Genomic DNA, 23,714 nt, shown 5'->3' with positions numbered 1-23,714 from the left:
CACACGAGGAGACCCCGAGCCCATGTCTGCAGCTCTTCCCGCTTCCGGCCGCGAATGGCACCTCACCGCCCGCCCGCACGGCTGGCCGAAGGCCGAGGACTTCGCGCTGCGTGAGGCCCCGGTCACCGCCCCCGCCGAGGGCCGGGTCCTCGTGCGCAACCTGCACTTCTCCGTCGACCCGTACATGCGCGGCCGGATGAACGACGTGAAGTCGTACACCCCGCCGTTCAAGCTCGACCACCCCATGGACGGCGGCGCCGTCGGCGAGGTCGTCGCGTCGAACGCCGAGGGCTTCCAGGTGGGCGACCACGTCCTGCACGGCCTCGGCTGGCGCGAGTACGCGAGCGTCCCCGCCCAGCACGCGGTGAAGGTCGACGGCTCGATCGCCCCCCTCTCCGCCTACCTCGGCGTGCTCGGCATGACCGGGCTCACGGCCTATGCCGGCCTGTTCGACGTGGCGTCCTTCAAGGAGGGCGACGCGGTCTTCGTCTCCGGCGCCGCCGGCGCGGTCGGCAGCCAGGTCGGTCAGATGGCGAAGATCAAGGGCGCGTCCCGGGTCATCGGCTCCGCGGGCTCCGACGAGAAGGTCAAGCTCCTCACCGAGGAGTACGGCTTCGACGCCGCGTTCAACTACAAGAACGGCCCCGTCGCCGAGCAGCTGCGCGAGGCCGCCCCCGACGGCATCGACGTCTACTTCGACAACGTCGGCGGCGAGCACCTGGAAGCCGCGATCTCCTCGTTCAACGTGCACGGCCGCGCCACCATCTGCGGCATGATCGCCCAGTACAACGCCACCGAGCCCACCCCCGCGCCGCGCAACCTCGCGCTGGTCATCGGCAAGCGGCTGCGTCTCCAGGGCATGCTCGTCGGCGACCACCAGGACCTCCAGCAGCAGTTCGTCCAGGAGGTGGCCGGCTGGCTGGCCTCGGGCGAGCTGAAGTACCGCGAGACGGTCGTCGAGGGCATCGAGAACGGCGTCGACGCCTTCCTCGGTCTGCTGCGCGGCGAGAACACCGGGAAGATGATCGTCTCCCTCGGCTGAACCACCCTTTCCCGTACCCGTTAGGCTCACCCCAGGCCGCCGCGATCGTGGGCGCGAGTCGCGGCGCATCAGCAGGAGGAATCCTCAGCATGACCATTCAGGACATAACCGTCGCGTACACCGCCGTCGCCACCGCCGAGAACGGCCGTGACGGCCGCGTCGCCTCGGACGACGGCAAGCTCGACGTCGTCGTCAACCCGCCGAAGGAGATGGGCGGCAGCGGCGCCGGCACCAACCCGGAGCAGCTCTTCGCCGCCGGTTACAGCGCCTGCTTCCAGGGTGCGCTGGGCGTCGTCGCCCGCCAGGAGAAGGCCGACATCTCCGGCTCCACGGTGACCGCGGCCGTCTCCATCGGGAAGACCGAGGCCGGGGGCTTCGGCCTGGAGGTCGCCATCACCGCGACCATCCCGAACGTCGACAAGGCGACCGCGCAGGCGCTCATCGAGAAGGCCCACCAGGTCTGCCCGTACTCGAACGCCACGCGCGGCAACATCAAGGTGGAGCTCGCGGTCGCCTGACCGCCCCCGCCCCACTGAACCGAGCCCCGTCCCGGACGCCGCTAGGCTGACGCCATGCGTGATCTCGGGGCGGGGCTCGGTTTTCTGATCAAGGGCCAGCGCTGGGTCTTCGGCCACGGCAAGTGGCTCGGCATAGGACTGCTGCCCGGTCTGATCACCCTCGTGCTGTACGCGGGCGCCCTCTTCGGCCTCGGCTACGGCGCCGACGACCTGGTGGCGTGGGCGACGCCGTTCGCCGACGACTGGTCCTCGCCCTGGCTCGGCCTGCTGCGCAACACCCTGATCGTGCTGGTCTTCGTCCTCGGCCTGTTCCTGGCCGTGATCACCTTCACCGCTGTGACCCTGCTGGTCGGGCAGCCCTTCTACGAGTCCCTGTCCGAAGAGGTCGACCGCACCGAGGGCGGCACGGTCCCCGAAAGCGGACTGCCGCTCTGGCGGGAGCTGTGGATCTCCGCCCGCGACAGCGTGCGCATCCTGGTGCGGGTCGGGCTGTACGCGATCGTGCTCTTCGCCCTCGGATTCGTGCCCGTCGCCGGGCAGACCGTCGTCCCCGTCCTCGGCTTCTGCGTCACCGGGTACTTCCTGGCCGAGGAGCTGACCGCCGTCGCGCTCCAGCGCCGGGGCATGGTGCTGAAGGACCGCCTCGCCCTGCTGCGCGGCAACCGCCTGCGCACCCTCGGCTTCGGCGTACCGCTGGGGCTGGCGTTCATGCTGCCGTTCGTCGCGGTGTTCCTCATGCCCGGGGCCGTCGCGGGGGCGACCCTGCTGGCGCGGGGCCTGGTCGGCGACGAAGGGCCGGACGACGCGGTCAAGGGCGAGACGGCCGCCGAGGACTGAGCGGCTGCCCGGTCAGCGCACCGAGAACCGCTCAGCGCACCGAGAACCCGTACACCGTCGTGGACGCGAACTCCTCGCCCGGCCGCAGTACCGTGCTCGGGAACTCCGGCCGGTTGGGGGAGTCCGGGAAGTGCTGGGTCTCCAGGGCGATCCCCGCGCACGGGCCGAAGGGCCGCCCGTCCATGTGGTCCGCCGTGTACAGCTGGAGCCCGGGCTCCGTCGTCGTCACCGTCAGCACGCGCCCGGACCCCTCGTCGTACAGCTCCGCCGCCGGGTCCGTGCCGTCGAGCACGAAGTTGTGGTCGTACCCCTTGCCCACCGGCCGGGGTTCGCGGAAGTCGAAGCGCGTGCCCTCCACCGGCAGGAACTCGCCGGTCGGCAGCGACTCCGCGTCCACCGGGGTGACCGCCCCGGCCGCGATCCGCAGTCGCTGCCCGAGCGCGCTGCCGCTGTCGGCGCCCGCCAGGTTCCAGTAGGTGTGGTTCGTCAGGTTCAGCACGGTCGGCGCGTCCGTCACCGCCCGGTACGCGATGCGCAGCGCCCCGCCCTCGTCCAGCGTGTACGCCGCCGTCAGCTCGACGCGCCCCGGGAAGCCCTCCTCGCCGTCCGCCGAGACGAGGGACAGCTCCACCCCGTCCGAGATCGCGCGCGCGTCCCACACCCGCTTGTCGAAGCCGCGCGCCCCGCCGTGCAGCTGGTTGCGGCCCTCGTTGCGCGTGAGGTGGTGGCTGCGGCCGTCCAGTTCGAAGGACGCCCCGCCGATCCGGTTCGCGTACCGGCCGACGAGTGCGCCGAAGTACGGCGCCGTGTACTCCTGGTACGAGGCCAGGTCGGGCAGCCCGAGGGCGATCCCGGCCCGTACGCCGTCCCGGTCCGGCACCTCCGCCGACTGCACGATGCCGCCGTACGTCAGGACCCGCACCCGCGTGCCGTCCCGCTCCAGCGTCCAGCGGTGCACTGCGGTGCCGTCCGCGAGAGTGCCGAAATGCTCCGTACCGATCACCGTGCCCGAACCCGTCTCCATGATCAGCGACTCTACGCGGGCGGTCGCACCGCCGTGACATTCCGGTAGGCGATCTCGGCGAGCCGGGCCTGTCCGTTGCGTCCGGGGTGGAACCAGTCCCACTGGCTGAGCTGCTTGCCGGTGAACCGGTAGTCGAACACCGCCCCGCCGTCGTACCGGCAGCGGCGGTCCTTCGCGCACACCTCGCGCAGCGCCTCGTTGTACGCCACGACCCGCTCCTGCACCGCGGTGCGCCGGGCCACCGCCGCCGCGCCCATGTCGTCCGCGCCGGACAGCATCGACTTGCAGATGCCCAGCTTCCAGATCTGCTTGCCCAGCGGATTGGCGCGCCCCTGCGACCACAGCCGCTTCAGGTCCGGCACGCTCGACACGTACACCTGAGCCTTCGGCGCCCCGGCACGCAGCTCGCGCAACGACGTCTCGAACGACCTCCGGAAGTCCGCCACCGGGGTCATCGACCGCACCGAGTCCCGGCAGGCGTCGTTGGCGCCGATCATCACGGTCACCAGGTCCGGGTCATCGTCCGCCGCCAGCGCCATCTGCTCCGGCAGTTGCGCCATCCGGGCGCCCGTCACCGCGTGGTTCCAGCTGTGGTCCGCCGCGCCGGACGCGCCCAGGAGCCGTACCGCCAGGCTGCGCACCGAGCTGTCCGTGCCGGTCGACCAGGAGACCTCCGGGCAGTCGGCCAGCACCGAACACGCGTCGAAGCCGCGCGTGATGGAGTCCCCGACCGCCGCGATCGACTTCGGACGCGGGTCCCAGACCGGGCCCGCCGCCGGGGACGGACGGCGCTCGGCCGCCGGGCCCTTCGTCGTCCCGTCGGGCCCCGAGCCGCAGCCGGCCAGCGCCGCCGAGCCGAGGCAGGCCAGAGCGGCCAGCCCCGCCAGTGCGGTGCGTGAGCGGTGCCGTACGGACCGATCCGGCATTGCCTGGTCTCCTCCTGTTCGTGCCCCGCCGCTCCGCCGGGTGAAGACTGAGCGAAGAAGGGCCCCGGGACCGACGGTACGTCACACCTCCGACACCGGGGCGCGGTAGCTTTTCCCCGTCGAACCAGTGGCTTTCGCCGCGCCCGGCTCCACTCGGGTGGCATCCGAACATCACACCGCGTCACATACTGTCGCTTTTCCGGAGAATATCTCCCGATGATGTTTACTGATGACAGGCCGCTGGGGAAGGCGAACCTCGTCCCACACTGGAGGTCCCGGTGACGACACGTGGAGTCCTGTACGTTCACTCCGCACCGCGCGCGCTCTGCCCACACGTCGAATGGGCGGTGGCGGGAGTCCTCGGCGGGCGGGTGCAGCTCGACTGGATCAGACAGCCGGCGGCGCCGGGCACCTGGCGCTCCGAGTTCTCCTGGCAGGCGCGGCCCGGCACGGCGTCCAAGCTGGCGTCCGCGCTGCGCGGCTGGGACCTGTTGCGTTTCGAGGTGACGGCGGAGCCGTCGCCCACGGCGGAGGGCGAGCGCTACAGCTCGACGCCCGCGCTGGGTATCTTCCACGCCGTCACCGGCATGCACGGCGACATCCTGGTCCCCGAGGACCGTCTCCGCGCCGCGCTGGCCCGCTCCGCGAGCGGCGAGACGGACCTGGCGGCGGAGATCGCCAAGCTCCTCGGCAAGCCGTGGGACGACGAACTGGAGTCGTTCCGCCATGCGGGCGAGGGCGCGCCGGTCCGCTGGCTCCACCAGGTCGTCTGACCCCGGGGCTCCGGGGGCAGAGCCCCCGAGAACGACGAAGCCCGCACCCCCACGGGAGGGGTACGGGCTTCACCTACAGGCGACGCGCTTCGCGCGTCAGACGCTGCGGAACGCCAGCACCACGTTGTGGCCGCCGAAGCCGAACGAGTTGTTGATCGCCGCGATCGGCCCCTCCGGCAGCGCCCGGGGCGCGTCCCGGACGATGTCCGCCTCGATCTCCTCGTCCAGGTGGTCCACGTTGATCGTCGGCGGAGCCATCCGGTGGTGCAGCGCCAGGACCGTCGCCACGGTCTCGATGCCGCCCGCACCGCCGAGCAGGTGACCCGTCATCGACTTCGTCGCGGAGATCGCGACGTGGTCCAGGTCATCGCCCAGCACCGCGCGCAGCGCCTTGACCTCCGCGAGGTCACCCTGCGGGGTGGACGTCGCGTGGGCGTTCAGGTGGGCGATCTCCGACGCCTTGAGGTCCGTCTGGTCCAGCAGGTTCTGCATCGCCGCGGCGATACCGCGGCCCGTCGGCTCCGGCTGTGCGATGTGGTGGGCGTCGGCCGAGAGGCCCTGGCCCAGCACCTCGCAGTAGACCCGGGCGCCCCGCTTCGCCGCGTGCTCCGCGGACTCCAGGACGACGACACCGGCGCCCTCGCCGAGGACGAAGCCGTCGCGGCCCACGTCGTACGGGCGGGAAGCCTTCTCCGGCTCGTCGTTGCTCTTGGACATCGCCATCATGTTGGCGAAGGCGGCGATCGGCAGCGGGTGGATCGCCGCCTCGGTGCCGCCGGCGAGGACCACGTCGGCGCGGCCGGTGCGGATCATCTCGACGGCGTACCCGATCGCCTCGGCGCCCGAGGCGCAGGCGGAGACCGGGGTGTGGACGCCCGCCTGGGCGTTCACCTCGATGCCCACATTCGCGGCCGGGCCGTTGGGCATGAGCATGGGCACGGTGTGCGGGGAGACGCGGCGTACGCCCTTCTCCTTCAGCACGTCGTACTGGTCGAGCAGGGTGATCACGCCGCCGATGCCGGAGGCGATCACCGAACCCAGCCGCTCGGGCCGGATCGTTTCGTCCTCACCGGCCTTGCCGGTGAAACCCGCGTCCGCCCACGCCTCACGGGCCGCGATCAGCGCGAACTGCGCCGAGCGGTCCAGGCGGCGGGCGAGCGGACGGGGCAGGACGTCAGCGGGATCGACGGCCGCCAGGGCTGCGATCCGGACAGGCAGTTCGGCGAAACGTTCGCCCTCAAGAGGCTTGACGCCGGAACGCCCGGCCATCAGACCTTCCCAGGTCGATGCGGAATCGCCACCCAGCGGAGTGGTTGCGCCGATACCGGTGACGACCACGGTGCGATTGGTCGAGTTCACTGGAAAATCTTCTCCACGTGTAGGGGGTCGTGAATCAGCGGCGCCACCGCCGGGTGGCGACACACGAACCGGCTGGATCAGTCCTGGTGCTTGAGGATGTAGTCCGTGGCGTCGCCGACGGTCTTGAGGTTCTTGACGTCCTCGTCCGGGATCTTCACGTCGAAGCGCTCCTCGGCGGCGACGACGACCTCGACCATGGACAGCGAGTCGACGTCCAGGTCGTCCGTGAAGGACTTGTCCGCCTGGACGTCCTCGACGGGGATACCGGCGATCTCGTTGACGATCTCGGCGAGACCCTTGACGATCTCTTCCTGCGTGGCGGCCATTTCGGCGCTCCTTCGATGTGTTTCTGCTGGGTTCGGGCGTCCGGGCGAAAAGCCCGGTGTGCCTAGGGGAGAGTAACGACCGTCGCGGCGTAGACGAGACCCGCCCCGAAGCCGATGACGAGCGCGGTGTCGCCGCTCTTGGCCTGACCGGTCGCCAGGAGCCGCTCCATGGCGAGCGGGATCGAGGCGGCGGAGGTGTTGCCGGTGGTCTCCACGTCACGGGCGACCGTGACGCTCTCCGGCAGCTTGAGCGTCTTCACCATCGAGTCGATGATCCGCATGTTGGCCTGGTGCGGGATGAAGACGTCCAGGTCTTCCGGGGAGATCCCGGCCGCGTCCAGCGCCTGCTGGGCGACCTTCGCCATCTCGAAGACGGCCCAGCGGAACACCGCCTGGCCCTCCTGCGTGATGGCGGGGAACTTGACCTCGCCGCGGTCGTTGAGGGGCAGCTTCGTGACATCGCCGAGCTGGAAGTCGTTCCACGCCACGGTCTGCTTGATCGTCTCGGACTTGTCGCCCTCGGAGCCCCAGACCGTCGGGCCTATGGCGGGCACCTTGGAGGGGCCGACGATGACCGCCCCGGCGCCGTCGCCGAACAGGAAGGCCGTGGCCCGGTCGGTCAGGTCGGTGAGGTCGCTCAGCCGCTCCACACCGATGACGAGCACGTACTCCGCCGAGCCCTCGACGATCATGCCCTTGGCCAGGGTCAGCCCGTAGCCGAAGCCCGCGCAGCCGGCCGAGATGTCGAAGGCGGCGGGCTTGCCGGCGCCGACCTTGTGGGCGATCTCGGTCGCGATGGCCGGGGTCTGCTTGAAGTGCGAGACGGTCGAGACGATGACCGCGCCGATCTGCTCCGGGGCGATCCCGGCATCCGCGATGGCCTTGCCGGACGCCTCGACGGACATCGCGGCCACGGTCTCCTCCTCGGAGGCCCAGTGGCGGGTCGCGATGCCGGAGCGGGAACGGATCCACTCGTCGGACGAGTCGATCGTCTCCAGGATGACCTCGTTGGGCACCACCCGGGTCGGGCGGTAGCCGCCGACACCCATGATCCGCGCGTACGGAGCGCCCTGGCTGGGCTTGATCTTCGACATGCTCTCGGGCTCCTTAGGCGCCCGCGTGCTCAGCGATGAGCGCGCGGGCCGCGTCGAGGTCGTCGGGGGTCTTGAGCGCGAGGGTCGGGACGCCGGGCAGCGCCCGCTTGGCCAGGCCGGTGAGCGTGCCGCCGGGGCAGACCTCGATGAGCGCGGTGACGCCCATCTCCTTGAAGGTCTCCATGCACCGGTCCCAGCGGACCGGGTTGGCGACCTGGCCGACGAGCCGGGTGATGACCTCGTGGCCGGTGGCGACGGTCTTGCCGTCGGCGTTCGAGACGTACGTGACCGAGGGGTCGGAGACGTCCAGGTCCCCGGCCGCCGCGCGCAGCCGCTCGACCGCGGGTGCCATGTGGTGCGTGTGGAAGGCGCCGGCCACCTTCAGGGGCACCACGCGGCGCACACCCTCCGGCTTGTCCTCGGTCAGCGCGGCGATCTGCGCGGCGGTGCCCGCGGCGACGATCTGGCCGGCCCCGTTGACGTTCGCCGGGGTCAGCCCGAGCTTCTCCAGGTGCGCAACGGTGACCTCGGGGTCGCCGCCGAGCAGCGCCGCCATCCCGGTCTCGGTGACCGCGGCGGCCTCGGCCATGGCGAGCCCACGCGTACGGACGAAGCGGAGCGCGGCCTCCTCGCCGATGACACCGGCGAACGAGGCGGCGGTGATCTCACCGACGCTGTGGCCGGCGACGACGTCCGGCGAGGCGCCGAGTGCGGCGGCCGAGAGCAGACCGGCGGCGACCAGCAGCGGCTGGGCCACCGCGGTGTCGCGGATCTCCTCCGCGTCGGCCTCGGTGCCGTAGCGGACGAGGTCGAGCTCGATGGCGTCGGACCAGGCCGCGATGCGGTCGGTGGCACCGGGGAGGTCGAGCCAGGGAGTCAGGAAGCCGGGCGTCTGAGCGCCTTGGCCGGGAGCGACGAGTACGAGCACCCTCACACTCTCTCTTGTGAACGGTCCGGAATGCCCGTGGGGACAGGGACGAAGAACCGTAGGGGGAATTGTTGATGTCCGACAAAAGTCTAGGACTGCGTATCCCGGTCGGCCAGGCGCCCCAGGATCAGGGCGATTCGCAGAGTGAACGCCGAGCGCACATCGGAAGGTGACCAGCCGGTGACGTCTGTCACACGTCGAAGCCGGTAGCGCACGGTGTTGGGATGCACGAAGAGCATCCTGGCCGCGCCCTCCAGGCTGCTCGCCTGTTCCAGATACACACTCAGCGTCTCCAGGAGCGCGGAGCCCGCTTCTTCCAGCGGTCTGTAGATCTCCTCCACCAACTGCTCGCGCGCGGCAGGGTCGCCCGCCATCGCGCGCTCCGGCAGCAGATCGTCCGCGAGCACCGGCCGCGGCGCGTCCTGCCAGGCTCCGCACGCCTTGAGTCCGGCGGCCGCGGCCTGCGCGGACCGGGTCGCGGCCAGCAGGTCCGCCACCACCGGTCCGGCCACCACGGGGCCCGCCGCGTACGGCCCGATCAGGGCCTTGGCGACCTGGAGCGGATTGTCGCTGCCGCCCGCGATGACGACCAGGCGGTGGCCGAGCACCCCGGTGAGGACCTGGAGCTTGGCGTGCCGGGCGGCGCGCCGGATCGCCTCCACGGTCAGCTCGCTGTCCCCGTCCGGGGCGGTGCCGAGCAGCACGCAGACGTGCTCGGGGGAGTTCCAGCCGAGGGCGGCGGCCCGGGAGACGGCGCCCTCGTCGGCCTCGCCGGACAGCACCGCGTTCACCACGAGCGATTCGAGGCGGGCGTCCCAGGCGCCCCGGGCCTCGGCCGCCTGCGCGTACACCTGGGCGGTCGCGAACGCGATCTCGCGGGCGTACACGAGCAGTGCCTCCCGCAGTACCGACTCGTCGCCGGGCGCGGCGACCTCGTCGATCGCGGCCTCCATGACCTCGATCGTGGTCCGCACCATCTCGACGGTCTGCCGCAGCGTGATCGCCCGGGTCAGCTCGCGCGGGGCGGTCCCGAAGACGTCGGTCGAGATCGCCTGCGGGGTCTCCGGATGCCGGAACCACTCGGTGAACGCGGCGATACCGGCTTGGGCGACCAGGCCGATCCAGGACCGGTTCTCCGGGGGCATCGCCCGGTACCACGGCAACGTCTCGTCCATGCGGGCGATCGCGTTCGCGGCCAGCCGGCCGGAGGACTGCTCAAGCCGCTTCAGGGTCGCGGCATGGAGGTGGGCGTCGTTCGCAGCGGGCTGCTCAGGATCGGGTCGGGGCACGTAGACAAGACTGCCCTATCCGGACGCGCGCCCGGATGGCCGGGGCCGGTGGCGGCCGGGTCCGGGCCCGGAGCAAGGGATTCCGAGGGCTCTCCGCTGTCCTGCGGGCGCGACCGCGGACCCGTTCCACCGCCGGCGGGGCCGTGCGGGGGCCGGCGGGCTACCGTGGACGGGTGATTTCCGTACACCGCGCGGGCGACCGGTTCGAGGGCGGGGACGCGGCAGCCGGTATCGCTTCCCGGCACTCGTTCTCCTTCGGCACCTTCTACGACCCCGACAACCTCCGCTTCGGCCCGGTCCTCGCCTGCAACGAGGAGCGCCTCGCGCCCGGCGCGGGCTTCGAGGAGCACCCGCACAGCCATACGGAGATCGTCACCTGGGTCGTCGAGGGCGAGCTGACGCACCGCGACTCGGCCGGTCACGCCACGGTGGTCCGGGCCGGTGACGTCCAGCACCTCAGCGCCGCTGCCGGCGTCCGCCACGTCGAACGCAACGACGGTGAAAGCCCGCTGACGTTCCTTCAGATGTGGCTCGCGCCCCTGGAGCCCGGCGGCGAGCCCTCGTACACGACCGTCCCGGGCATCGCCGACTCCACCCCGTACGCCCTCCCCGAGGCGGGCGCCATGCTCCATGTGCGCCGTCTCCCGGAGGGCGGGCGTGCGGAGGTCCCCGACGCCCCCCGGGTCTACGTCCACGTGGTGTGCGGCACGATACGCATCGGCGCCGAGGAGCTGAGGGCGGGCGACGCGGCCCGCGTCACCGCTGAACGGGGCCTCGAACTGGTCGCGGCGGACGCGGCCGAGGTGCTGGTCTGGGAGCTGTGCGACTGACCGGCACCCCGGCCACCGGCCCGCGTCAGCGGGCGTGGTGCCGGCCGGCCTGCTGGCGCGGGATCTCACTCAGCCGCACCGCCGCCGGACGCCGGCGGCTTCGGCCGCTGCTCCGGCCGGGAAACGCGTTGCGCCGCGCGGGCACCTTCGGGGCCAGGGCCACGAAGGCGAGCGGGGCGAGGACCGCGACGAGGATCAGCACGATGAGGGCGTTCATGTTCCTGCCTTCCGTCGGGTACTGATGGTCTGTCACTACTTGTCGTAACCGGAAACCGGCCCCGTAAACACGATGGGTGACGGAGATCCGATGGCGGGGGCGGGCTACCGCCGCCACATCGACCACATCGGCGGCCCCGAGCGGAACGTCATCTCCTCGCGGACCTCGAAGCCGTGGCGGCGGTAGAAGGTGAGGTTGCGGCTGTTGCTCGACTCCAGGAAGACCGGGCGGCCGTCCGCGTCCGCCCGTTCCAGCAGGCCGCCGAGGACCACCGAGCCGCGTCCCGTACCGCGTGCGTCGGCGTGGGTGCCGATGTATTCGACGTACCAGTGCGCGGGGCGGGCCGGATGCCGGTGCTCCAGGGCGAGCAAGCGCCCGGCCGTACGGGGGAGTTGCGCCCGCCCCGCCCGGAGCAGCGTGCCCGCGTTGCGCAGCAGGTAGGCCGCCGGGAGCTTCCAGGCGCCGGGTTCCGCCCAGACGGCCGCCACCGTGCGATCCTCGTCCGTCCACACCCGGCCCGCCGGGATCTGCTGCGCCAGGTGCGCGGTGAACAGCAGCCGCAGCCGCCGGTCGCGGTCGCGGGGCATCAGCCAGGACCAGACCGGGTCCTCGGCGTACGCGCTGGCCAGCACGCCCGCGAGCGCGGGGACGTCGGACCCGGTGGCACGGACTATGTCGTCGGTCATGGGCGGGGAGCGTAGCGGCCGTCCGTGACCGGCGGCCAGCGTCCCGGCAAGACCGGCGGACCGGCCAATGGGGCACGACTTTCGGCTATCACCGTGCGGGATCTCGACTGCGTGGCGTGCCCATGTAAATCTGCCGGTGCCTCAGGAATACGTCCCCGGTTCGCCCGCCGTTCGCACCGGCGGCCTAGTTTTCGCAGGCGCGCAGACGTTCCTCCCCCTTGTGAACCACTCTCCCCCAGAGGTGCCCCGATGACCCTTCAGATCAGCGAGATCCCGTGTGCGGACACCGAAGCCGATGACACCGGCAAGCTCACCGACGAGATGCGCATCAGCCGCCGCGGGATGCTGCGGACGGCCGCCGTGTCGCTCGGCGCCCTCGCCGCGGGGCCGGTGGCCGAGGCGCTCGGCGGCGCACAGGCCGAGGCGGCCGAATACCGCCTGCCCAGAGGATTCAAGGGCGATATCTCCGACCTGAGGCACGTGGTGATCCTCATGCAGGAGAACCGTTCCTTCGACCACTACCTCGGCCAGCTGAAGGGGGTGCGCGGCCACGACGACAAGCAGGTCCTGACGTTCCAGGACGGCACTACCGTCTTCCAGCAGCGTGATGCCACCGGCGCTATCGTGACACCCGCCGTCTCGACCGCCACCTGGAGCGACAAGCACAACTTCTACGGTGCCAACGGCGGGCGCTGGGACACCTGGGTGCAGGACAAGGGCGACCACTGCATGTGGTACTACACGCCCGACTACATGCCGTGGATGTACTCGCTCGCCTCCCAGTACACCGTCTGCGACATGAACTTCTGCTCGCTGCACGGACCCACGATCCCCAACCGCTACTACCTGATGAGCGGCACGGCCGGCGGCGAGACCGGCAACGCCGGGCAGAACAACTACACCCGCCGCTGGACCACCGTCCCCGAACAGCTCCAGCAGGCCGGCATCAACTGGCGGGTCTACTCCGACAACAGCGGCAACGGCGTCGGCAAGAGCCTCCAGAGCGGATACGTCGGCGAGTACGGCTGCAACGTCACCAACAGCTTCGCCGCCTTCGACCCCCGCACCGCCGACCCGGCCGAGCTCGAACCGGGCACCGGCAGGGTCTGGAAGGCCAACTCCTTCGTCTACGCGGGCGCCACCACGCCCAACGACGACTCCGAGGCCAACCTGGACGCCGTCCTGCGCGACCTGATCGCCGCCTGCGAGCCGGGCGCCGAGCACCCGCTGCCCGAGGTGTCCTGGGTGGTCATGCCCGCGGCGTGGAGCGAGCACCCGGGCTTCGACACGGTGCACGGCGAGCGGTACATGAACAAGGTGCTCAAGACGCTCCAGAGCAACGAGGACATCTGGAACCACACCCTCGTGATCATCACGTACGACGAGAACGACGGGAAGTTCGACCACGTCCTGCCGCCGCGTCCGGAGGCGGGCACCCCCGGCGAGTACTCCGGCACCACCCCCTACGGATTCGGGCCCCGCGTTCCGATGCTGCTGGTCTCACCGTGGACGCGCGGCGGCTACGTCGCCTCGGAGGTCTTCGACCACACCTCGACCGTGAAGTTCCTGGAGACCTGGGCCGCGCACCTGGGCAAGCCGTTCACCTGCCCGAACATCACCCCGTGGCGCCGCTCCATCGCCGGCGACCTGACCAGCGCGATCGACTTCGCGCACCCGCGCCCCGGCCCGGTCGTCATCGCCGATCCGGTCACCGGCACCCCGCCGAAGCCGCCCCGCGACCGGATGGAGCCGCGCGGACTCTCCTTCCACCCGCATGCCGTGCTCACCGAGGACCGGGCCGCCGGCACGGTGACCGCCACCATGACGCTGACCGGCGGTCCGGAGGGCAAGGCCGTGAGCCTCCAGGTCTTCCCCGACCGGTACCTCCCGTTCGAGAACATCCCGCACACGGTGAGCGCGGCGGCCCCGCGCTCGTACACCTGGGACACGACCGCGACCGACGGCAGGTACGCCTTCTCGGTGTACGGCCCCGACGGGTTCCTGCGCTCCTTCGCCGGGCAGGTCGTCCCCGAGGACGCGAGCACCCGCCGCATCGGCCTTCCGCGGGTCGAGGCCCGGCTGGTCCGGGGCAGGCGCCCGGTGGTCCGCCTGGGCCTGCACAACGACGGCCGCCACCCCGTCCGGTACACCCTGGAGGCCAACGACTACGCGGGCGGCACCCGTAAGGTCACCGTCCCCGGCGGCCACTCCGCGGTCGTGGAGTGGCCCACCGAGCACGGCTACTACGACGTGGTGCTCACCGCCGACACCGGCACCGGCTGGACCCAGCGGTACGCGGGCCGGGTGGCGACGGTGAACGACCGCTGAGGACGGGGCGGGTCCGGACCGGTCCGGACCCGCCCCGCCACGGGCTACTTCAGGCCGAACGCCCGGATGACGTCCTGGGTGACCTTCAGGCCGTCCGGCCCCTGCGCGGTGGCCCGCAAGGAAACCCAGCCGCCCGGGCGGCGCGGGGTGGAGAGGGCCGTGCGCCACTTCCCGTCGTCCGACCGCTCCAGCGTGACCGGCTGCCACGTCCTGCCGTCGTCGTACGACACCTGGAGCGCGGCCCCGGTGGCGGTGACACCGCTGGTGTAGCTGGATGAGCTGAGCCCCAGATCCACCCGGCTGCCCGCGCGGACCTGCCCGCGCAGGTCGGTGTCGACGTCGTAGCCGAGGTCGAGGACCGGGATCTCCTGCTTGGGCGTGCCCTGCGGCGGGGCCGCCGAGCGGAACGTCCAGGTGGTGTCGGTGGCGGTGGAACCGGCCCAGGTGCCGTTGTCCCGGTCCGCCTTGAGCGAGAGCGTGTACTCCTGCTCGGCCGGCTTCAGACCGCTGGAGTAGCCCGCGTAGGCGCCCTTGGCCACCACCGTGTCACCCTGCCGGAGTTCGGAGGCCGCGGTGCCGCCGGGCGACCGTGCGATGTGTCCGTCCGAGCCGCCGGACCAGGCCGGCACGCTCCAGGAGATCCCGTTGCTGGTGCGGGCCGGCCGCCACAGACCCTCGCCGAAGCGGGGCGCGTTGACCGGCTTGAACCAGTCACCGTGGTGGCGCTTGCCCGCGGTGTACGTCTGCCCCGGGGCGACCTCCAGGACGGAGTCGGCGCCGAGCGCGCTCAGCGTGAACCGGTGATCCTCGTTCCACACGCCGAGCCCGGTGGGCGCGGGCGTGACGTAATCGGTGCGCGTGGCCGGGTAGCCCTCCTTCTGCGTACCGCCGACGCCCTGGCCCCAGGCCGGGGAGAAGAGGCGGTGGCCGAGGCCCTCGCGGGTCCCCGACTCCTTGCGGAGCGCGTAGAACGCCGTGTCCACGCGGGCGAGCCGGGCGGTGCCGGGGCGGTAGACGAGGTCCTGGTCCGGGATCGAGCCCTTCCGGTACTGGAGCAGGTCGTACTGATACTCCGGGTAGCGGTGCTCGTCCAGGCTCAGGACGCCGAAGCCGGTCTTCGCCTCCTTGATCAGGCGCGCCCCGTCCGTGCCGCCCGTACTGGCGAGCGTCAGACCGTGGTTGTCACCGTACGTCTCGTACAGCCGCCCCAGCTGGTCGTCCACGGTGATGAGCATGGCGGCGCCCGCGTCTGCGGCGGCCCGCGCCCGCTCGTCGGGGCTCGACGTGCCGCGGTCCACGATCACCGCACGGCCCTTCGCGTGCAGCCGGGCGTAGTCGGCCGGGGTGCCGGCGCCCGCGTAGACGGTCCGCAGCAGCCGGTGACCGTCGTGGTGGGCGGTGCCGTCCTGCCCGGTGAGCTCGACCGTGTGGCCGGTGAGCGTCGAGGCATCGAGGAACTTCTGCCGCAACTGCCAGTGGACCAGGAGGTCCTGGACGCCGCCCTCGGCCTGCGGGGTGGGTGAGACGTACAGCTCCGTATAGGTCCTGTCGAGGACGAACGCCGAACCGATGGCGCCCCCGCCGGCGAGGCTGCGCCGGTACTGGACGACCATCTGCCCGTTCTCCGTCTCGCGCGGCGCGACGGCGCTCACCCGGTGGGCCTTCGTGGCGTCGAGGCGCGCCGTCGCGTCGCTGTGGCCGGGGCCGACAGCGACGTCCGGGGCGACGAGCACCGCCATGCCGAGGGCGTCCGGATCGTCGCCGTTCACGTCGAGGAAGCCGAACGCGCTGTAGGTGCGTGCCGGGAGACGCAGCGTCGTCCGCCCGTAGACCTCCACGAAACCGGGCGCGGGGCTGCCCGGGAAGGTCAGCGCGACCGTGCCGGTGGCGGGCTTCCCGTCCCGGCCGGTCAGCTCGATCGTGTAGTCGTACGCCTCGGGCTCCTTGAACAGGGCGTACGCGGTATGCGCGGCGGCCTCGCCGGTCGCGTGGTCCACTGCGGTGACCAGGCCGGACAGCAGGTTCGCCGGCGTGGACACGGGCAGGCCCGTGGGGTCGAGCCGCAGCGTGACGCCGGCGGTGCCGCCCGCCGGGACGGTCACCGATGGCGCGGACAGCGACACTGTCGGGCCGGTGGTGTCCGTCTTCAGGTCCAGGGTGACATCGGCGGTACCGGTGTTGCGGTACGTGATCGTCCGGTCCGCCGGCGCCGCGTCCGCGTTCGGCCACGTGAAGGCCGCGGCGGGCACGGACCCGGGCGCCACGATCGTGGACTCCACGGCCGCGGTCACGTCCATGCGGCCGGTTCCCTGCTGATAGGGGGTCAGGCCGTTGAGCTTCTTCGACGTGGACATCAACGCGTTCTTGACCCGGTCAGCGTCCCAGTCCGGGTGCGCCTGGTGCAGGATCGCGGCACCGCCCGCCACATGCGGCGTGGCCATCGACGTACCGCTCATCGACTGGTACATCGAGGCACCCGCCGCCGGGTGCGCCGCCGCCGCGGTGATGTCCACGCCCGGCGCGGAGATGTCCGGCTTGATGGCGTAGGAACGTGGCACCGGCCCCTGGCTGGAGAAGCCCGCCCGGGCGTCGCGCCCGTCGACCGCGCCCACCGTCAGCGCCGAGGCCGCGGCGCCCGGCGAACCGACCGAGCCCACCGAGAGGTTGTTCCCGGCGGCGACCACGAACAGCGGGCCGCCGTCGGCGGACAGCCGGTCGATGGCCTGCGAGAGCGGGTCCGTCCCATCGGACGCGCTGTCGGTGCCCAGACTCATCGACACCACGTCGACGCCCTGCTCCTTCGCCCACTCCATCCCGGCGAGGATGCCCGACTGGGCGCCTTCGCCCGCGTTGGACAGCACCTTGCCGATGTACAGCTTCGCGCCCGGAGCGACGCCCTTCTCCTTGCCTCCGGACGCGGCGCCCGAGCCCGCGATCGTGGACGCCACATGCGTACCGTGGCCGTGCCGGTCGTCGGCCGTCTCGCCCGGTACGAAACTCTTCTCGGCGGCGATCGCGTCCTTGAGGTCCGGGTGGGTGGCGTCGATCCCGGTGTCGAGGACGGCCACCTTGCTGCCCGTCCCGTCGAAACCCTTCGCCCATGCCTCCGGGGCGCGCACCTGGGCGACCGAGTCGCTGAGCGCCGCCTCCACCTTGGCGTCGAGCCACAGCTTGCCGATGCCGCTGCCCGCGACGAACCCGCGCGCCTTCGCCGGGGCGGCCGGGGCGATGTCCTTCCAGAACGCGCGCCCGTGCCCGGCGTCGGCCTTCATCGCCGTGGCGTCCACCGCGTCGAACCTGCGCACTTTCGAGGTCCCGTCCGGCGCGGCGGGCGGCTCGGCCGCACGGCCCCCGGGCGCGGTGGCGATCACGGGGATGCCGCCGGAGCGGGCGTCGTCGTAGCCCATGGCCACCAGACCGGTGATGTCGAACAGCTTCGCGTCCAGCTTCCCGGAAGCGATGAGCCCCATCGCCTCGGTCGGGATCACATAGGTGTGGTGGCCGTAGCTCTGCACGCTCACGCCGCCGTGGGCGCCCGGGGCCCGGTCGACGGTGACGTCGTCCTGGTCACCGGGCCGGTCCGTGTAATGGACCACGTCCCCGGTGACCAGGGTGATGTCGTGGGCGGCCTGCCCGGCCGCCGCCGGGCCCGCCGTCGCCGTGCCGAGCGCGGAGGCGGGCGGGGAGGCCAGCAGCGCGCCGCTGAGCGCGAGCGCGGTCGCGGTCGCCGCCGGGAGATACCGGAGTCTGTGTCCTGGTCGTGTCATGGAGGGGGTCTGCGCCCCCGGAGACCCCCGCAATCGCGGTCCCGCTGGCGGAACCGCGTCATGTCGTGAGCTCGTCAACGAGACGGCGCGTGCCGCCCCCGGTCAGCCCGCCAGCTCCGCCAGCACCGCGTCGGTGAACGGCGGCCACACCTCGACCGCCCACGGACCGAAGGCCCGGTCGGTGAGCGCGACGCAGGCCGCGCCCGCCGCCGGGTCGACCCAGAGGAACGTGCCCGACTGCCCGAAGTGGCCGAAGGTCGCGGGGGAGGAGGCGGTGCCGGTCCAGTGCGGGGACTTGGAGTCGCGGATCTCGAAGCCGAGGCCCCAGTCGTTGGGGTTCTGGTGGCCGTAGCCGGGGAGGACGCCCTTCAGGCCCGGGTGGACGACGGTCTGCGCGGCGAGCACGGTGCGCGGGTCGAGGAGGCGGGGGGCCTGCACCTCGGCGGCGAAGCGCGCGAGGTCGGCGACCGTGGAGACGCCGTCCTTGGCGGGGGAGCCGTCCAGGGTGGTCGCGGTCATCCCGAGCGGTTCCAGGACCGCCTGTCGCACGTACTCCGGAAACGGGATGTCGGTGGCCTTCGCGATGTGGTCGCCCAGCACCTCGAAGCCCGCGTTGGAGTAGAGGCGCCGGTTGCCGGGCGGGGCCATCACCCGGTGCTCGTCGAACGCGAGCCCGCTGGTGTGGGCGAGGAGGTGGCCCACGGTCGAGCCCTCGGGGCCCGCCGGTTCGTCCAGTTCCACGGCGCCCTCCTCGTACGCCACCAGCGCCGCGTAGGCCGCGAGCGGTTTGGTGACGGAGGCGAGCGGGAAGCGGTGCGCGGTCGGGCCGTGCGTACCGACGACCGTGCCGTCCGCTCGTACGACGGCCGCCGCGGCGGTGGGGACGGGCCAGTTCTCGATCATCGCCAGGCTCTGCATGCGTACGAGAGTAGATTCCAGGTTCCACCTGTGGGAAACCGCACCCGGTCGCGCTTGCTTCGAGTGCACTCCAACGTCATAGCGTGGAGGCATGACGGTGATGGAGACCACTTCGACCCCGGCCGATATCTGCGCCTCCGCCCCCTCGGCGCACCCGCGCCCCGAGGGGCAGGACCGCTACACGATCAGCGAGGTCGCGGCGTTCACCGGCCTGACCGCCCACACCCTGCGCTGGTACGAGCGGATCGGGCTCATGCCGCACGTCGACCGGTCGCACACCGGTCAGCGCCGCTTCAGCAACCGGGACCTCGACTGGCTCGCCTTCGTCACCAAGCTGCGGCTGACCGGGATGCCGGTCGCGCACATGGTCCGGTACGCCGAGCTCATACGCGAGGGCGACCACACCTTCGAGGAACGGCAGGAACTGCTGGAGGCGACCCGCCGCGACGTGCGGACGCGGATCGCGGAGCTCCAGGACACCCTGGCCGTACTGGACTACAAGATCGACTTCTATGCGGGCGCCCGTAGGGCGCCGGAAGGGCCCGGTGCCTGATGACCGACAACAAGATCGCCACCGTGGAACTCGGCCGCGGCGGCCCTCAGGTCGGGGTCCAGGGCCTCGGCTGCATGGGCATCAGCGAGTTCTACGGCGACACCGACGAGGTGTCGGCCCGCGAGACGCTGGAAACGGCGCTGGCCGCGGGCGTCACCCTCTTCGACACCGCCGACATCTACGGCAGCGGAGCCAACGAGACCTTCCTCGCGCCGTTCGTCGGGGCCCACCGCGACGAGATCACCCTCGCCACCAAATTCGGCATCGAGCGGCGCGACGACGACCCCGGCTACCGGGGGGTCAACAACAGCCCCGCGTACATCCGCAAGGCCGTCGAGGCGAGTCTGCGCCGCCTGGACACCGACGTGATCGACCTCTACTACATGCACCGCCACGACCCCGCCGTCCCGTTCGCGGAGTCCGTCGGCGCCATGGCCGAGCTGGTCCGGGAGGGCAAGGTCAAGCAGCTCGGGCTCAGCGAGGTCACCGGCGCCGAACTGCGCGAGGCGCACGCCGTGCACCCGATCGCCGCCCTCCAGTCCGAGTGGTCCCTCTTCAGCAGGGACGTGGAGCGCAGCGCGCTCGCCGCCGCCGCCGAACTGGGCGTCACGGTCGTGCCGTACTCGCCGCTGGGCCGGGGCTTCCTCACCGGGTCCTTCGCGGACGCGGGCAAGGAGCTGGCCCCGGGCGACTTCCGCGCCTCGCAGCCCCGCATGACCGGCGAGAACGCGAAGACCAACGCGGCGCTCCTGGAGCCCGTCCGCAAGATCGCCGCCGGCCGCGGGGCGACCGCCGGGCAGGTCGCGCTCGCCTGGGTGCAGCAACGCGCCCAGGTGCACGGCATCGGCGTGGTCCCCATCCCGGGCACCCGCAAGAGCCACCGCCTCCTGGAGAACGTGGGTGCGACCCGCCTCACGCTCACCGACGACGAGCTGACCCTCCTCGAGCCGATCGCCGGACAGGTCGCGGGGGATCGTTACCAGGACATGAGCCTGACCTCCCTCGCTCGCGAGTAGGGAGGGGTAGCGTCCCCAGGGCCTGTCCGGCCGTTCCCGTCCGCCCTCCGGGCGGACGACGGGAATGGCCGGACAGGCCCTACGGAGAAGCGACGGAGGAGGCAACAGCATGGCGATCCAGCGGATGGACAACGTCGGCATCGTGGTCGAGGACCTGGACGCGGCCGTCGCGTTCTTCCAGGAGCTCGGCATGGAGCTGGAGGGCAAGGGCGAGGTCCAGGGCGGCTTCGCCGACCGGTGCACCGGCCTGGACGGCACCCACTGCGAGATCGCCATGCTCCGGACCCCGGACGGGCACAGCCGCCTGGAGCTGGCGAAGTACCTCAGCCCCGCGCTGATCGACGCCCCGCGCGACCGGCCGCACAACGTGCTCGGCACGCACCGCGTCATGTTCGCCGTCGACGACATCGAGGACACCGTCGCCCGGCTGCGCCCTCTCGGCGGCGAACTCGTCGGCTCCATCGCCCGGTTCGAGGACAGCTACCTGCTCTGCTACCTGCGCGGCCCGGACGGCGTCATCGTCGGCCTGGCGGAGCAGCTGGGTCAGTAGGCGTACGAACCCGTCGCGATCGCCGCGAACATGCGCAACGACTCCGTTCCCGGCGCGAAGCAGCCCGTGTGCCCCTCCGCGTCGTCCGCGGGCACCCGGCGGGCGCCGAACCCCGGCGAGGCGGGGTCCACGCCGTGGCCGAGCCCGGCGAACTGGACGTGCGGAACCTTGTCGATCCAGTCGCCGGGGTCCTTCGCCGCCCACACCCGCGCCCCGGTGCGCAGACCCGCCACGCTGTCCGCGCGCATCCCGGGTGAGCCGAGGACCACCAGGTCGGCGACGCGCAGCCGGTGCGCGGCCAGGCCGCAGACGACCGAGCCGTAGCTGTGGCAGAACACCGTGGCGACGGGCGCCCCGGCGGCCCTCAGCCCGTCCGTGAACCGGGCCAGCCGCGCGGAGCCGACCTCCGCCAGCGTCCCCCGCGCCGCGTCGAGCCCGAGGCCCACCGGTGTGGTGTACCCGGCCCAGGCGATCACGGCGGTGCCCGGCCCCGTACGGGCGTACAGCGACCTGGCCATGTCGGCCGGGGTGCCGTAGACATCGGCCGTACGGTCGAACGTGCCGGCGTCGATGCCGGATCCGGGCACCACCACGGACACCCGCCGGGCGGTCACCAGTGCCGCGTCAGCCAAGGTTGGCCCGGTAAGGAGCGGCGTCAGGTGCGGCGAGCGTGCGTGCCAGGCGTCGCCGGACAGGCGGGACTTTCGAAACACGCCCCTAGGCTTGTTCTTTATCTTCGGTGGTCTGTGGCCGGGTAAGACGGGCCCATGGAGGAGTCCAGATCTTCGATGATCTTTCGGAGTTCGCGGGCTCCGAGAGGTGACATTGCTTGGATCACGCCGTCGAGTAGGGAACGGCCATCGAGAGGGTTGCCGCAGCAGTACCAGTGCACGTTGCCGAACTCGTCGTCGTGCCCGAGTTCGCGTGCAGGGCGATGGACGTAGTCCTTCCACAGGCGCAATGCCGCGCTGGTGTCACCCGGCTGGAGATAGTTCCGAGTGCGTTCAAGGCGAACTATCTCGGACAACGCTCGCGAGGAGAGGCGGTCGATGGCCGTCCTTGAGTGCTGTGACTGCTGTCGGTCCGGGATGCTGGCCCGGATGCGTCCTGGCCGTCTACGCGGCATGGACCTTTCGGTTGGTCGTCATGCCGTACATGGTGCCACGACCTCGAACGGTCCCTCGAACGGATTCGCTCGCCTGGGGATTCACCGGACGTGGAGGCGGCCTTCGTCTGATCATGTGCTCCGACCAAGGTGCACGGGACCACGACGAAGACCGTGAGGTGAGTCTGCTGCCTGAAGCTGTCCCCAGGGAAGCGTTCGCGGAAGCGTCACGCTTCCGGGGCGAGTTCTGCGAGTGTCTGACCGCCCGGCGGGATGAGTTGTTCGAACTGGCCGACGCCGTACTGTGTGCGGACGGTGCGGTGAGGTCCCCGGTGGACCTGACGCTGCTGCCTGAGCATCGTCGTGGGCACGGAGCGATGTACGGCGGCCTGAACAACGGCCGGATCGACGTCGGCCGGCTGCGGGCCGTGCTGGCCGGACTGTCGCTGCCGCGGTTCGATGGCGGGCGCCTGGTCCTGGCGGTCGATGTGTCGCCGTGGTTGCGGTCGGACGCGCGTGCTCGGCGGAGCGATTGTTCTGCCACGTCTACGGACGTGCGAAGACGGCCTCGCAGTTCATCCCGGTTGGCCCTACTCCTTCGTCGCCGTGCTGGAGCCGGGTGCCACATCCTGGACCGCGGTCTTGGACTCAGTCCGGCTGGGACCCGCCGACGACGCGACCGCGGTCACCGCCGCCCAGCTGAGAGGAGTGGTTGAGCGGCTCATCGCCGCTGGTCAGTGGTAGGACGGGGACCCGCACATCGTGGTCGTGAGCGATGCCGGCTACGACGTCACCCGCCTGGCCTGGGTCCTGCGCGACCTGCCGGTCGAGCTGGTAGGCCGGGTTCGCTCTGACCGTGTGATGCGGTTGCCGAAGCCGCCGCGTATGCCCGGTGTCAACGGCCGGCCGCCCAAGCACGGACCGGAGTTCCGCTTCACCAAGCCGGAGACCTGGCCCGAGCCCGCGATCACCACGGTCACCAGCACCACCAACCACGGCAAGGCCGAGGCCCAGGCGTGGGACCGGGCCCATCCCCGGCTCACGCACCGCTCCTCCTGGCTCGACCACGACGGTGAACGTCCGGTGGTTGAGGGGACGTTGATGCGGTTGAAGGTCGAGTACTTGTCGAAGGACCGGGAGGCCCCGCCGGTGTGGCTGTGGTCATCCGAGACCGGTGCCACCCCGGACGATGTGGACCGCTTCTGGCAGGCATTTCTCCGCCGCTTCGATCTGGAGCACACCTTCCGGTTCGCGAAGCAGACCCTCGGCTGGACCACTCCGAAAGTCCGTACTCCCGAAGCCGCGGACCGCTGGACCTGGATCGTGATCGTCGCCCACACCCAGCTCCGGCTCGCCCGGCCGCTGGCTACCGACCTCCGCCGGCCCTGGGAGAAGCCCGCCGCCTCCGGCCGGCTCACTCCGGCCCGGGTCCGCCGGGGGTTTCGGAACATCCGCGCTCACCTCGCCTGCCCGGCCCGTGTACCCAAACCCCGAGGCGCCGGCCCCGGACGGCCGCCCGGCGTCAAGAACAGACACCGGGCACCCCGCTACGACGTCGGCAAAACCGTCAAGCGCCCCGAGACCCTCAAGGCCATCGGCAAGCCCGGAAGATCTTGGTAGATAAAGAA

At 71.5% G+C, this 23,714-nt stretch carries 20 protein-coding genes and 2 pseudogenes; 10 read left to right on the top strand and 12 right to left on the bottom strand.

From position 1 onward, the window contains the following. Nucleotides 1-22: 22 nt before the first annotated feature. The 3 genes from ACLQ2N_RS07570 to ACLQ2N_RS07560 all read left to right on the top strand — a co-directional run bounded on the left by ACLQ2N_RS07570 (nt 23) and on the right by ACLQ2N_RS07560 (nt 2,397). On the top strand, nt 23-1,042 hold the full coding sequence (locus tag ACLQ2N_RS07570; RefSeq protein WP_425810372.1) for an NADP-dependent oxidoreductase: 1,020 nt from the start codon (nt 23-25) through the stop codon (nt 1,040-1,042). A gap of 89 nt (nt 1,043-1,131) precedes the next feature. Further along, complete coding sequence (locus tag ACLQ2N_RS07565; protein ID WP_425810370.1) at nt 1,132-1,560, top strand: organic hydroperoxide resistance protein; 429 nt, start codon at nt 1,132-1,134, stop codon at nt 1,558-1,560. Nucleotides 1,561-1,614: 54 nt separating this feature from the next. Continuing rightward, nucleotides 1,615-2,397: an EI24 domain-containing protein gene (locus ACLQ2N_RS07560; protein ID WP_425810368.1), complete on the top strand. Its 783-nt coding sequence runs from the start codon at nt 1,615-1,617 to the stop codon at nt 2,395-2,397. Nucleotides 2,398-2,428: 31 nt separating this feature from the next. On the opposite strand, the gene ACLQ2N_RS07555 is transcribed toward ACLQ2N_RS07560, so the two are convergent. Both ACLQ2N_RS07555 and ACLQ2N_RS07550 read right to left on the bottom strand, forming a co-directional pair. Further along, nucleotides 2,429-3,421: an aldose epimerase family protein gene (locus ACLQ2N_RS07555; protein ID WP_425810366.1), complete on the bottom strand. Its 993-nt coding sequence runs from the start codon at nt 3,419-3,421 to the stop codon at nt 2,429-2,431. Nucleotides 3,422-3,432: 11 nt separating this feature from the next. Next, complete coding sequence (locus ACLQ2N_RS07550; protein WP_425810364.1) at nt 3,433-4,347, bottom strand: SGNH/GDSL hydrolase family protein; 915 nt, start codon at nt 4,345-4,347, stop codon at nt 3,433-3,435. A 278-nt stretch (nt 4,348-4,625) separates the two neighbouring features. Here ACLQ2N_RS07550 and ACLQ2N_RS07545 point away from each other — a divergent pair, with 278 nt between their 5' ends. After that, nucleotides 4,626-5,120: a DUF3145 domain-containing protein gene (locus tag ACLQ2N_RS07545; protein ID WP_425810362.1), complete on the top strand. Its 495-nt coding sequence runs from the start codon at nt 4,626-4,628 to the stop codon at nt 5,118-5,120. 96 nt (nt 5,121-5,216) lie between these two features. Here the strand turns inward: ACLQ2N_RS07545 and fabF are convergent, their stop codons facing one another. From fabF to ACLQ2N_RS07520, 5 genes are all read right to left on the bottom strand, one after another. Then, nucleotides 5,217-6,479: a beta-ketoacyl-ACP synthase II gene (gene fabF, locus ACLQ2N_RS07540; RefSeq protein WP_425810360.1), complete on the bottom strand. Its 1,263-nt coding sequence runs from the start codon at nt 6,477-6,479 to the stop codon at nt 5,217-5,219. A 77-nt stretch (nt 6,480-6,556) separates the two neighbouring features. Beyond that, nucleotides 6,557-6,805 (bottom strand): acyl carrier protein, encoded by a 249-nt coding sequence (locus ACLQ2N_RS07535; RefSeq protein ID WP_425810358.1) that lies wholly within the window; start codon nt 6,803-6,805, stop codon nt 6,557-6,559. A gap of 62 nt (nt 6,806-6,867) precedes the next feature. After that, nucleotides 6,868-7,899, bottom strand: a complete 1,032-nt coding sequence (locus tag ACLQ2N_RS07530) for a ketoacyl-ACP synthase III (RefSeq protein WP_164402573.1) — start codon at nt 7,897-7,899, stop codon at nt 6,868-6,870. Nucleotides 7,900-7,912: 13 nt separating this feature from the next. Then, nucleotides 7,913-8,827 carry an ACP S-malonyltransferase gene (locus tag ACLQ2N_RS07525; RefSeq protein WP_425810356.1) on the bottom strand — a complete coding sequence of 305 codons (915 nt, stop codon included), beginning with the start codon at nt 8,825-8,827 and terminating at the stop codon, nt 7,913-7,915. Between the two features lie 89 nt (nt 8,828-8,916). Further along, a complete protein-coding gene (locus ACLQ2N_RS07520) occupies nt 8,917-10,116 on the bottom strand; it encodes a PucR family transcriptional regulator (RefSeq protein WP_425810354.1) in 1,200 nt (399 codons plus the stop codon). A gap of 173 nt (nt 10,117-10,289) precedes the next feature. Between ACLQ2N_RS07520 and ACLQ2N_RS07515 the strand changes: the two genes are divergently transcribed. Beyond that, the gene (locus tag ACLQ2N_RS07515) at nt 10,290-10,946 is read left to right on the top strand and encodes a pirin family protein (RefSeq protein ID WP_425810352.1); all 657 of its coding nucleotides are present in this window, start codon (nt 10,290-10,292) and stop codon (nt 10,944-10,946) included. Nucleotides 10,947-10,971: 25 nt separating this feature from the next. Here the strand turns inward: ACLQ2N_RS07515 and ACLQ2N_RS07510 are convergent, their stop codons facing one another. Beyond that, nucleotides 10,972-11,163 (bottom strand): hypothetical protein, encoded by a 192-nt coding sequence (locus tag ACLQ2N_RS07510; protein ID WP_425810350.1) that lies wholly within the window; start codon nt 11,161-11,163, stop codon nt 10,972-10,974. Nucleotides 11,164-11,267: 104 nt separating this feature from the next. After that, the gene (locus ACLQ2N_RS07505; RefSeq protein WP_425810348.1) at nt 11,268-11,849 is read right to left on the bottom strand and encodes a GNAT family N-acetyltransferase; all 582 of its coding nucleotides are present in this window, start codon (nt 11,847-11,849) and stop codon (nt 11,268-11,270) included. A 249-nt stretch (nt 11,850-12,098) separates the two neighbouring features. Between ACLQ2N_RS07505 and ACLQ2N_RS07500 the strand changes: the two genes are divergently transcribed. Beyond that, a complete protein-coding gene (locus ACLQ2N_RS07500; RefSeq protein WP_425810346.1) occupies nt 12,099-14,177 on the top strand; it encodes an alkaline phosphatase family protein in 2,079 nt (692 codons plus the stop codon). Between the two features lie 44 nt (nt 14,178-14,221). Here the strand turns inward: ACLQ2N_RS07500 and ACLQ2N_RS07495 are convergent, their stop codons facing one another. After that, entirely contained in the window at nt 14,222-17,944 is a 3,723-nt protein-coding gene (locus tag ACLQ2N_RS07495; RefSeq protein ID WP_425810344.1) for a S8 family peptidase, read from the bottom strand. A 102-nt stretch (nt 17,945-18,046) separates the two neighbouring features. Continuing rightward, nucleotides 18,047-18,862: a serine hydrolase domain-containing protein gene (locus ACLQ2N_RS07490; RefSeq protein ID WP_425810342.1), complete on the bottom strand. Its 816-nt coding sequence runs from the start codon at nt 18,860-18,862 to the stop codon at nt 18,047-18,049. A 91-nt stretch (nt 18,863-18,953) separates the two neighbouring features. On the opposite strand from ACLQ2N_RS07490, the gene ACLQ2N_RS07485 reads away from it, so the two are divergent. From ACLQ2N_RS07485 to ACLQ2N_RS07475, 3 genes are all read left to right on the top strand, one after another. Then, the gene (locus tag ACLQ2N_RS07485) at nt 18,954-19,415 is read left to right on the top strand and encodes a MerR family transcriptional regulator (RefSeq protein ID WP_425810340.1); all 462 of its coding nucleotides are present in this window, start codon (nt 18,954-18,956) and stop codon (nt 19,413-19,415) included. Next, nucleotides 19,415-20,431: an aldo/keto reductase gene (locus ACLQ2N_RS07480; RefSeq protein WP_425810338.1), complete on the top strand. Its 1,017-nt coding sequence runs from the start codon at nt 19,415-19,417 to the stop codon at nt 20,429-20,431. Before ACLQ2N_RS07485 ends, ACLQ2N_RS07480 begins: the two co-directional genes overlap by 1 nt. Before the next feature lie 109 nt (nt 20,432-20,540). Then, nucleotides 20,541-20,981, top strand: coding sequence for a VOC family protein (locus ACLQ2N_RS07475; protein ID WP_425810336.1), 441 nt, complete (start codon nt 20,541-20,543; stop codon nt 20,979-20,981). Here ACLQ2N_RS07475 and ACLQ2N_RS07470 read toward each other — a convergent pair. Beyond that, nucleotides 20,975-21,598: pseudogene (locus ACLQ2N_RS07470) on the bottom strand (alpha/beta hydrolase); the annotation flags it as partial. The gene ACLQ2N_RS07475 and the pseudogene ACLQ2N_RS07470 overlap by 7 nt on opposite strands. A gap of 622 nt (nt 21,599-22,220) precedes the next feature. Between ACLQ2N_RS07470 and ACLQ2N_RS07465 the strand changes: the two are divergent. Then, nucleotides 22,221-23,706, top strand: a pseudogene (locus ACLQ2N_RS07465) (NF041680 family putative transposase). Nucleotides 23,707-23,714: the final 8 nt, after the last annotated feature.

The sequence above is a fragment of the Streptomyces sp. DT224 genome, assembly GCF_049844595.1.
In the GTDB taxonomy this organism is placed as follows: Bacteria; Actinomycetota; Actinomycetes; order Streptomycetales; family Streptomycetaceae; genus Streptomyces.
This window is presented reverse-complemented; position numbering and strand designations above follow the sequence as displayed.

What these genes read in the sequence shown, in the direction of transcription:
- ACLQ2N_RS07550 (WP_425810364.1), bottom strand. Translation starts at nt 4,347, where the DNA reads ATGCCGGATCGGTCCGTACGGCACCGCTCACGCACCGCACTGGCGGGG.
- ACLQ2N_RS07485 (WP_425810340.1), top strand. Translation starts at nt 18,954, where the DNA reads ATGACGGTGATGGAGACCACTTCGACCCCGGCCGATATCTGCGCCTCC.
- ACLQ2N_RS07490 (WP_425810342.1), bottom strand. Translation starts at nt 18,862, where the DNA reads ATGCAGAGCCTGGCGATGATCGAGAACTGGCCCGTCCCCACCGCCGCG.
- ACLQ2N_RS07505 (WP_425810348.1), bottom strand. Translation starts at nt 11,849, where the DNA reads ATGACCGACGACATAGTCCGTGCCACCGGGTCCGACGTCCCCGCGCTC.
- ACLQ2N_RS07510 (WP_425810350.1), bottom strand. Translation starts at nt 11,163, where the DNA reads ATGAACGCCCTCATCGTGCTGATCCTCGTCGCGGTCCTCGCCCCGCTC.
- ACLQ2N_RS07530 (WP_164402573.1), bottom strand. Translation starts at nt 7,899, where the DNA reads ATGTCGAAGATCAAGCCCAGCCAGGGCGCTCCGTACGCGCGGATCATG.
- ACLQ2N_RS07480 (WP_425810338.1), top strand. Translation starts at nt 19,415, where the DNA reads ATGACCGACAACAAGATCGCCACCGTGGAACTCGGCCGCGGCGGCCCT.
- ACLQ2N_RS07475 (WP_425810336.1), top strand. Translation starts at nt 20,541, where the DNA reads ATGGCGATCCAGCGGATGGACAACGTCGGCATCGTGGTCGAGGACCTG.
- ACLQ2N_RS07555 (WP_425810366.1), bottom strand. Translation starts at nt 3,421, where the DNA reads ATGGAGACGGGTTCGGGCACGGTGATCGGTACGGAGCATTTCGGCACT.
- ACLQ2N_RS07560 (WP_425810368.1), top strand. Translation starts at nt 1,615, where the DNA reads ATGCGTGATCTCGGGGCGGGGCTCGGTTTTCTGATCAAGGGCCAGCGC.
- ACLQ2N_RS07535 (WP_425810358.1), bottom strand. Translation starts at nt 6,805, where the DNA reads ATGGCCGCCACGCAGGAAGAGATCGTCAAGGGTCTCGCCGAGATCGTC.
- ACLQ2N_RS07565 (WP_425810370.1), top strand. Translation starts at nt 1,132, where the DNA reads ATGACCATTCAGGACATAACCGTCGCGTACACCGCCGTCGCCACCGCC.
- ACLQ2N_RS07500 (WP_425810346.1), top strand. Translation starts at nt 12,099, where the DNA reads ATGACCCTTCAGATCAGCGAGATCCCGTGTGCGGACACCGAAGCCGAT.
- ACLQ2N_RS07495 (WP_425810344.1), bottom strand. Translation starts at nt 17,944, where the DNA reads ATGACACGACCAGGACACAGACTCCGGTATCTCCCGGCGGCGACCGCG.
- ACLQ2N_RS07570 (WP_425810372.1), top strand. Translation starts at nt 23, where the DNA reads ATGTCTGCAGCTCTTCCCGCTTCCGGCCGCGAATGGCACCTCACCGCC.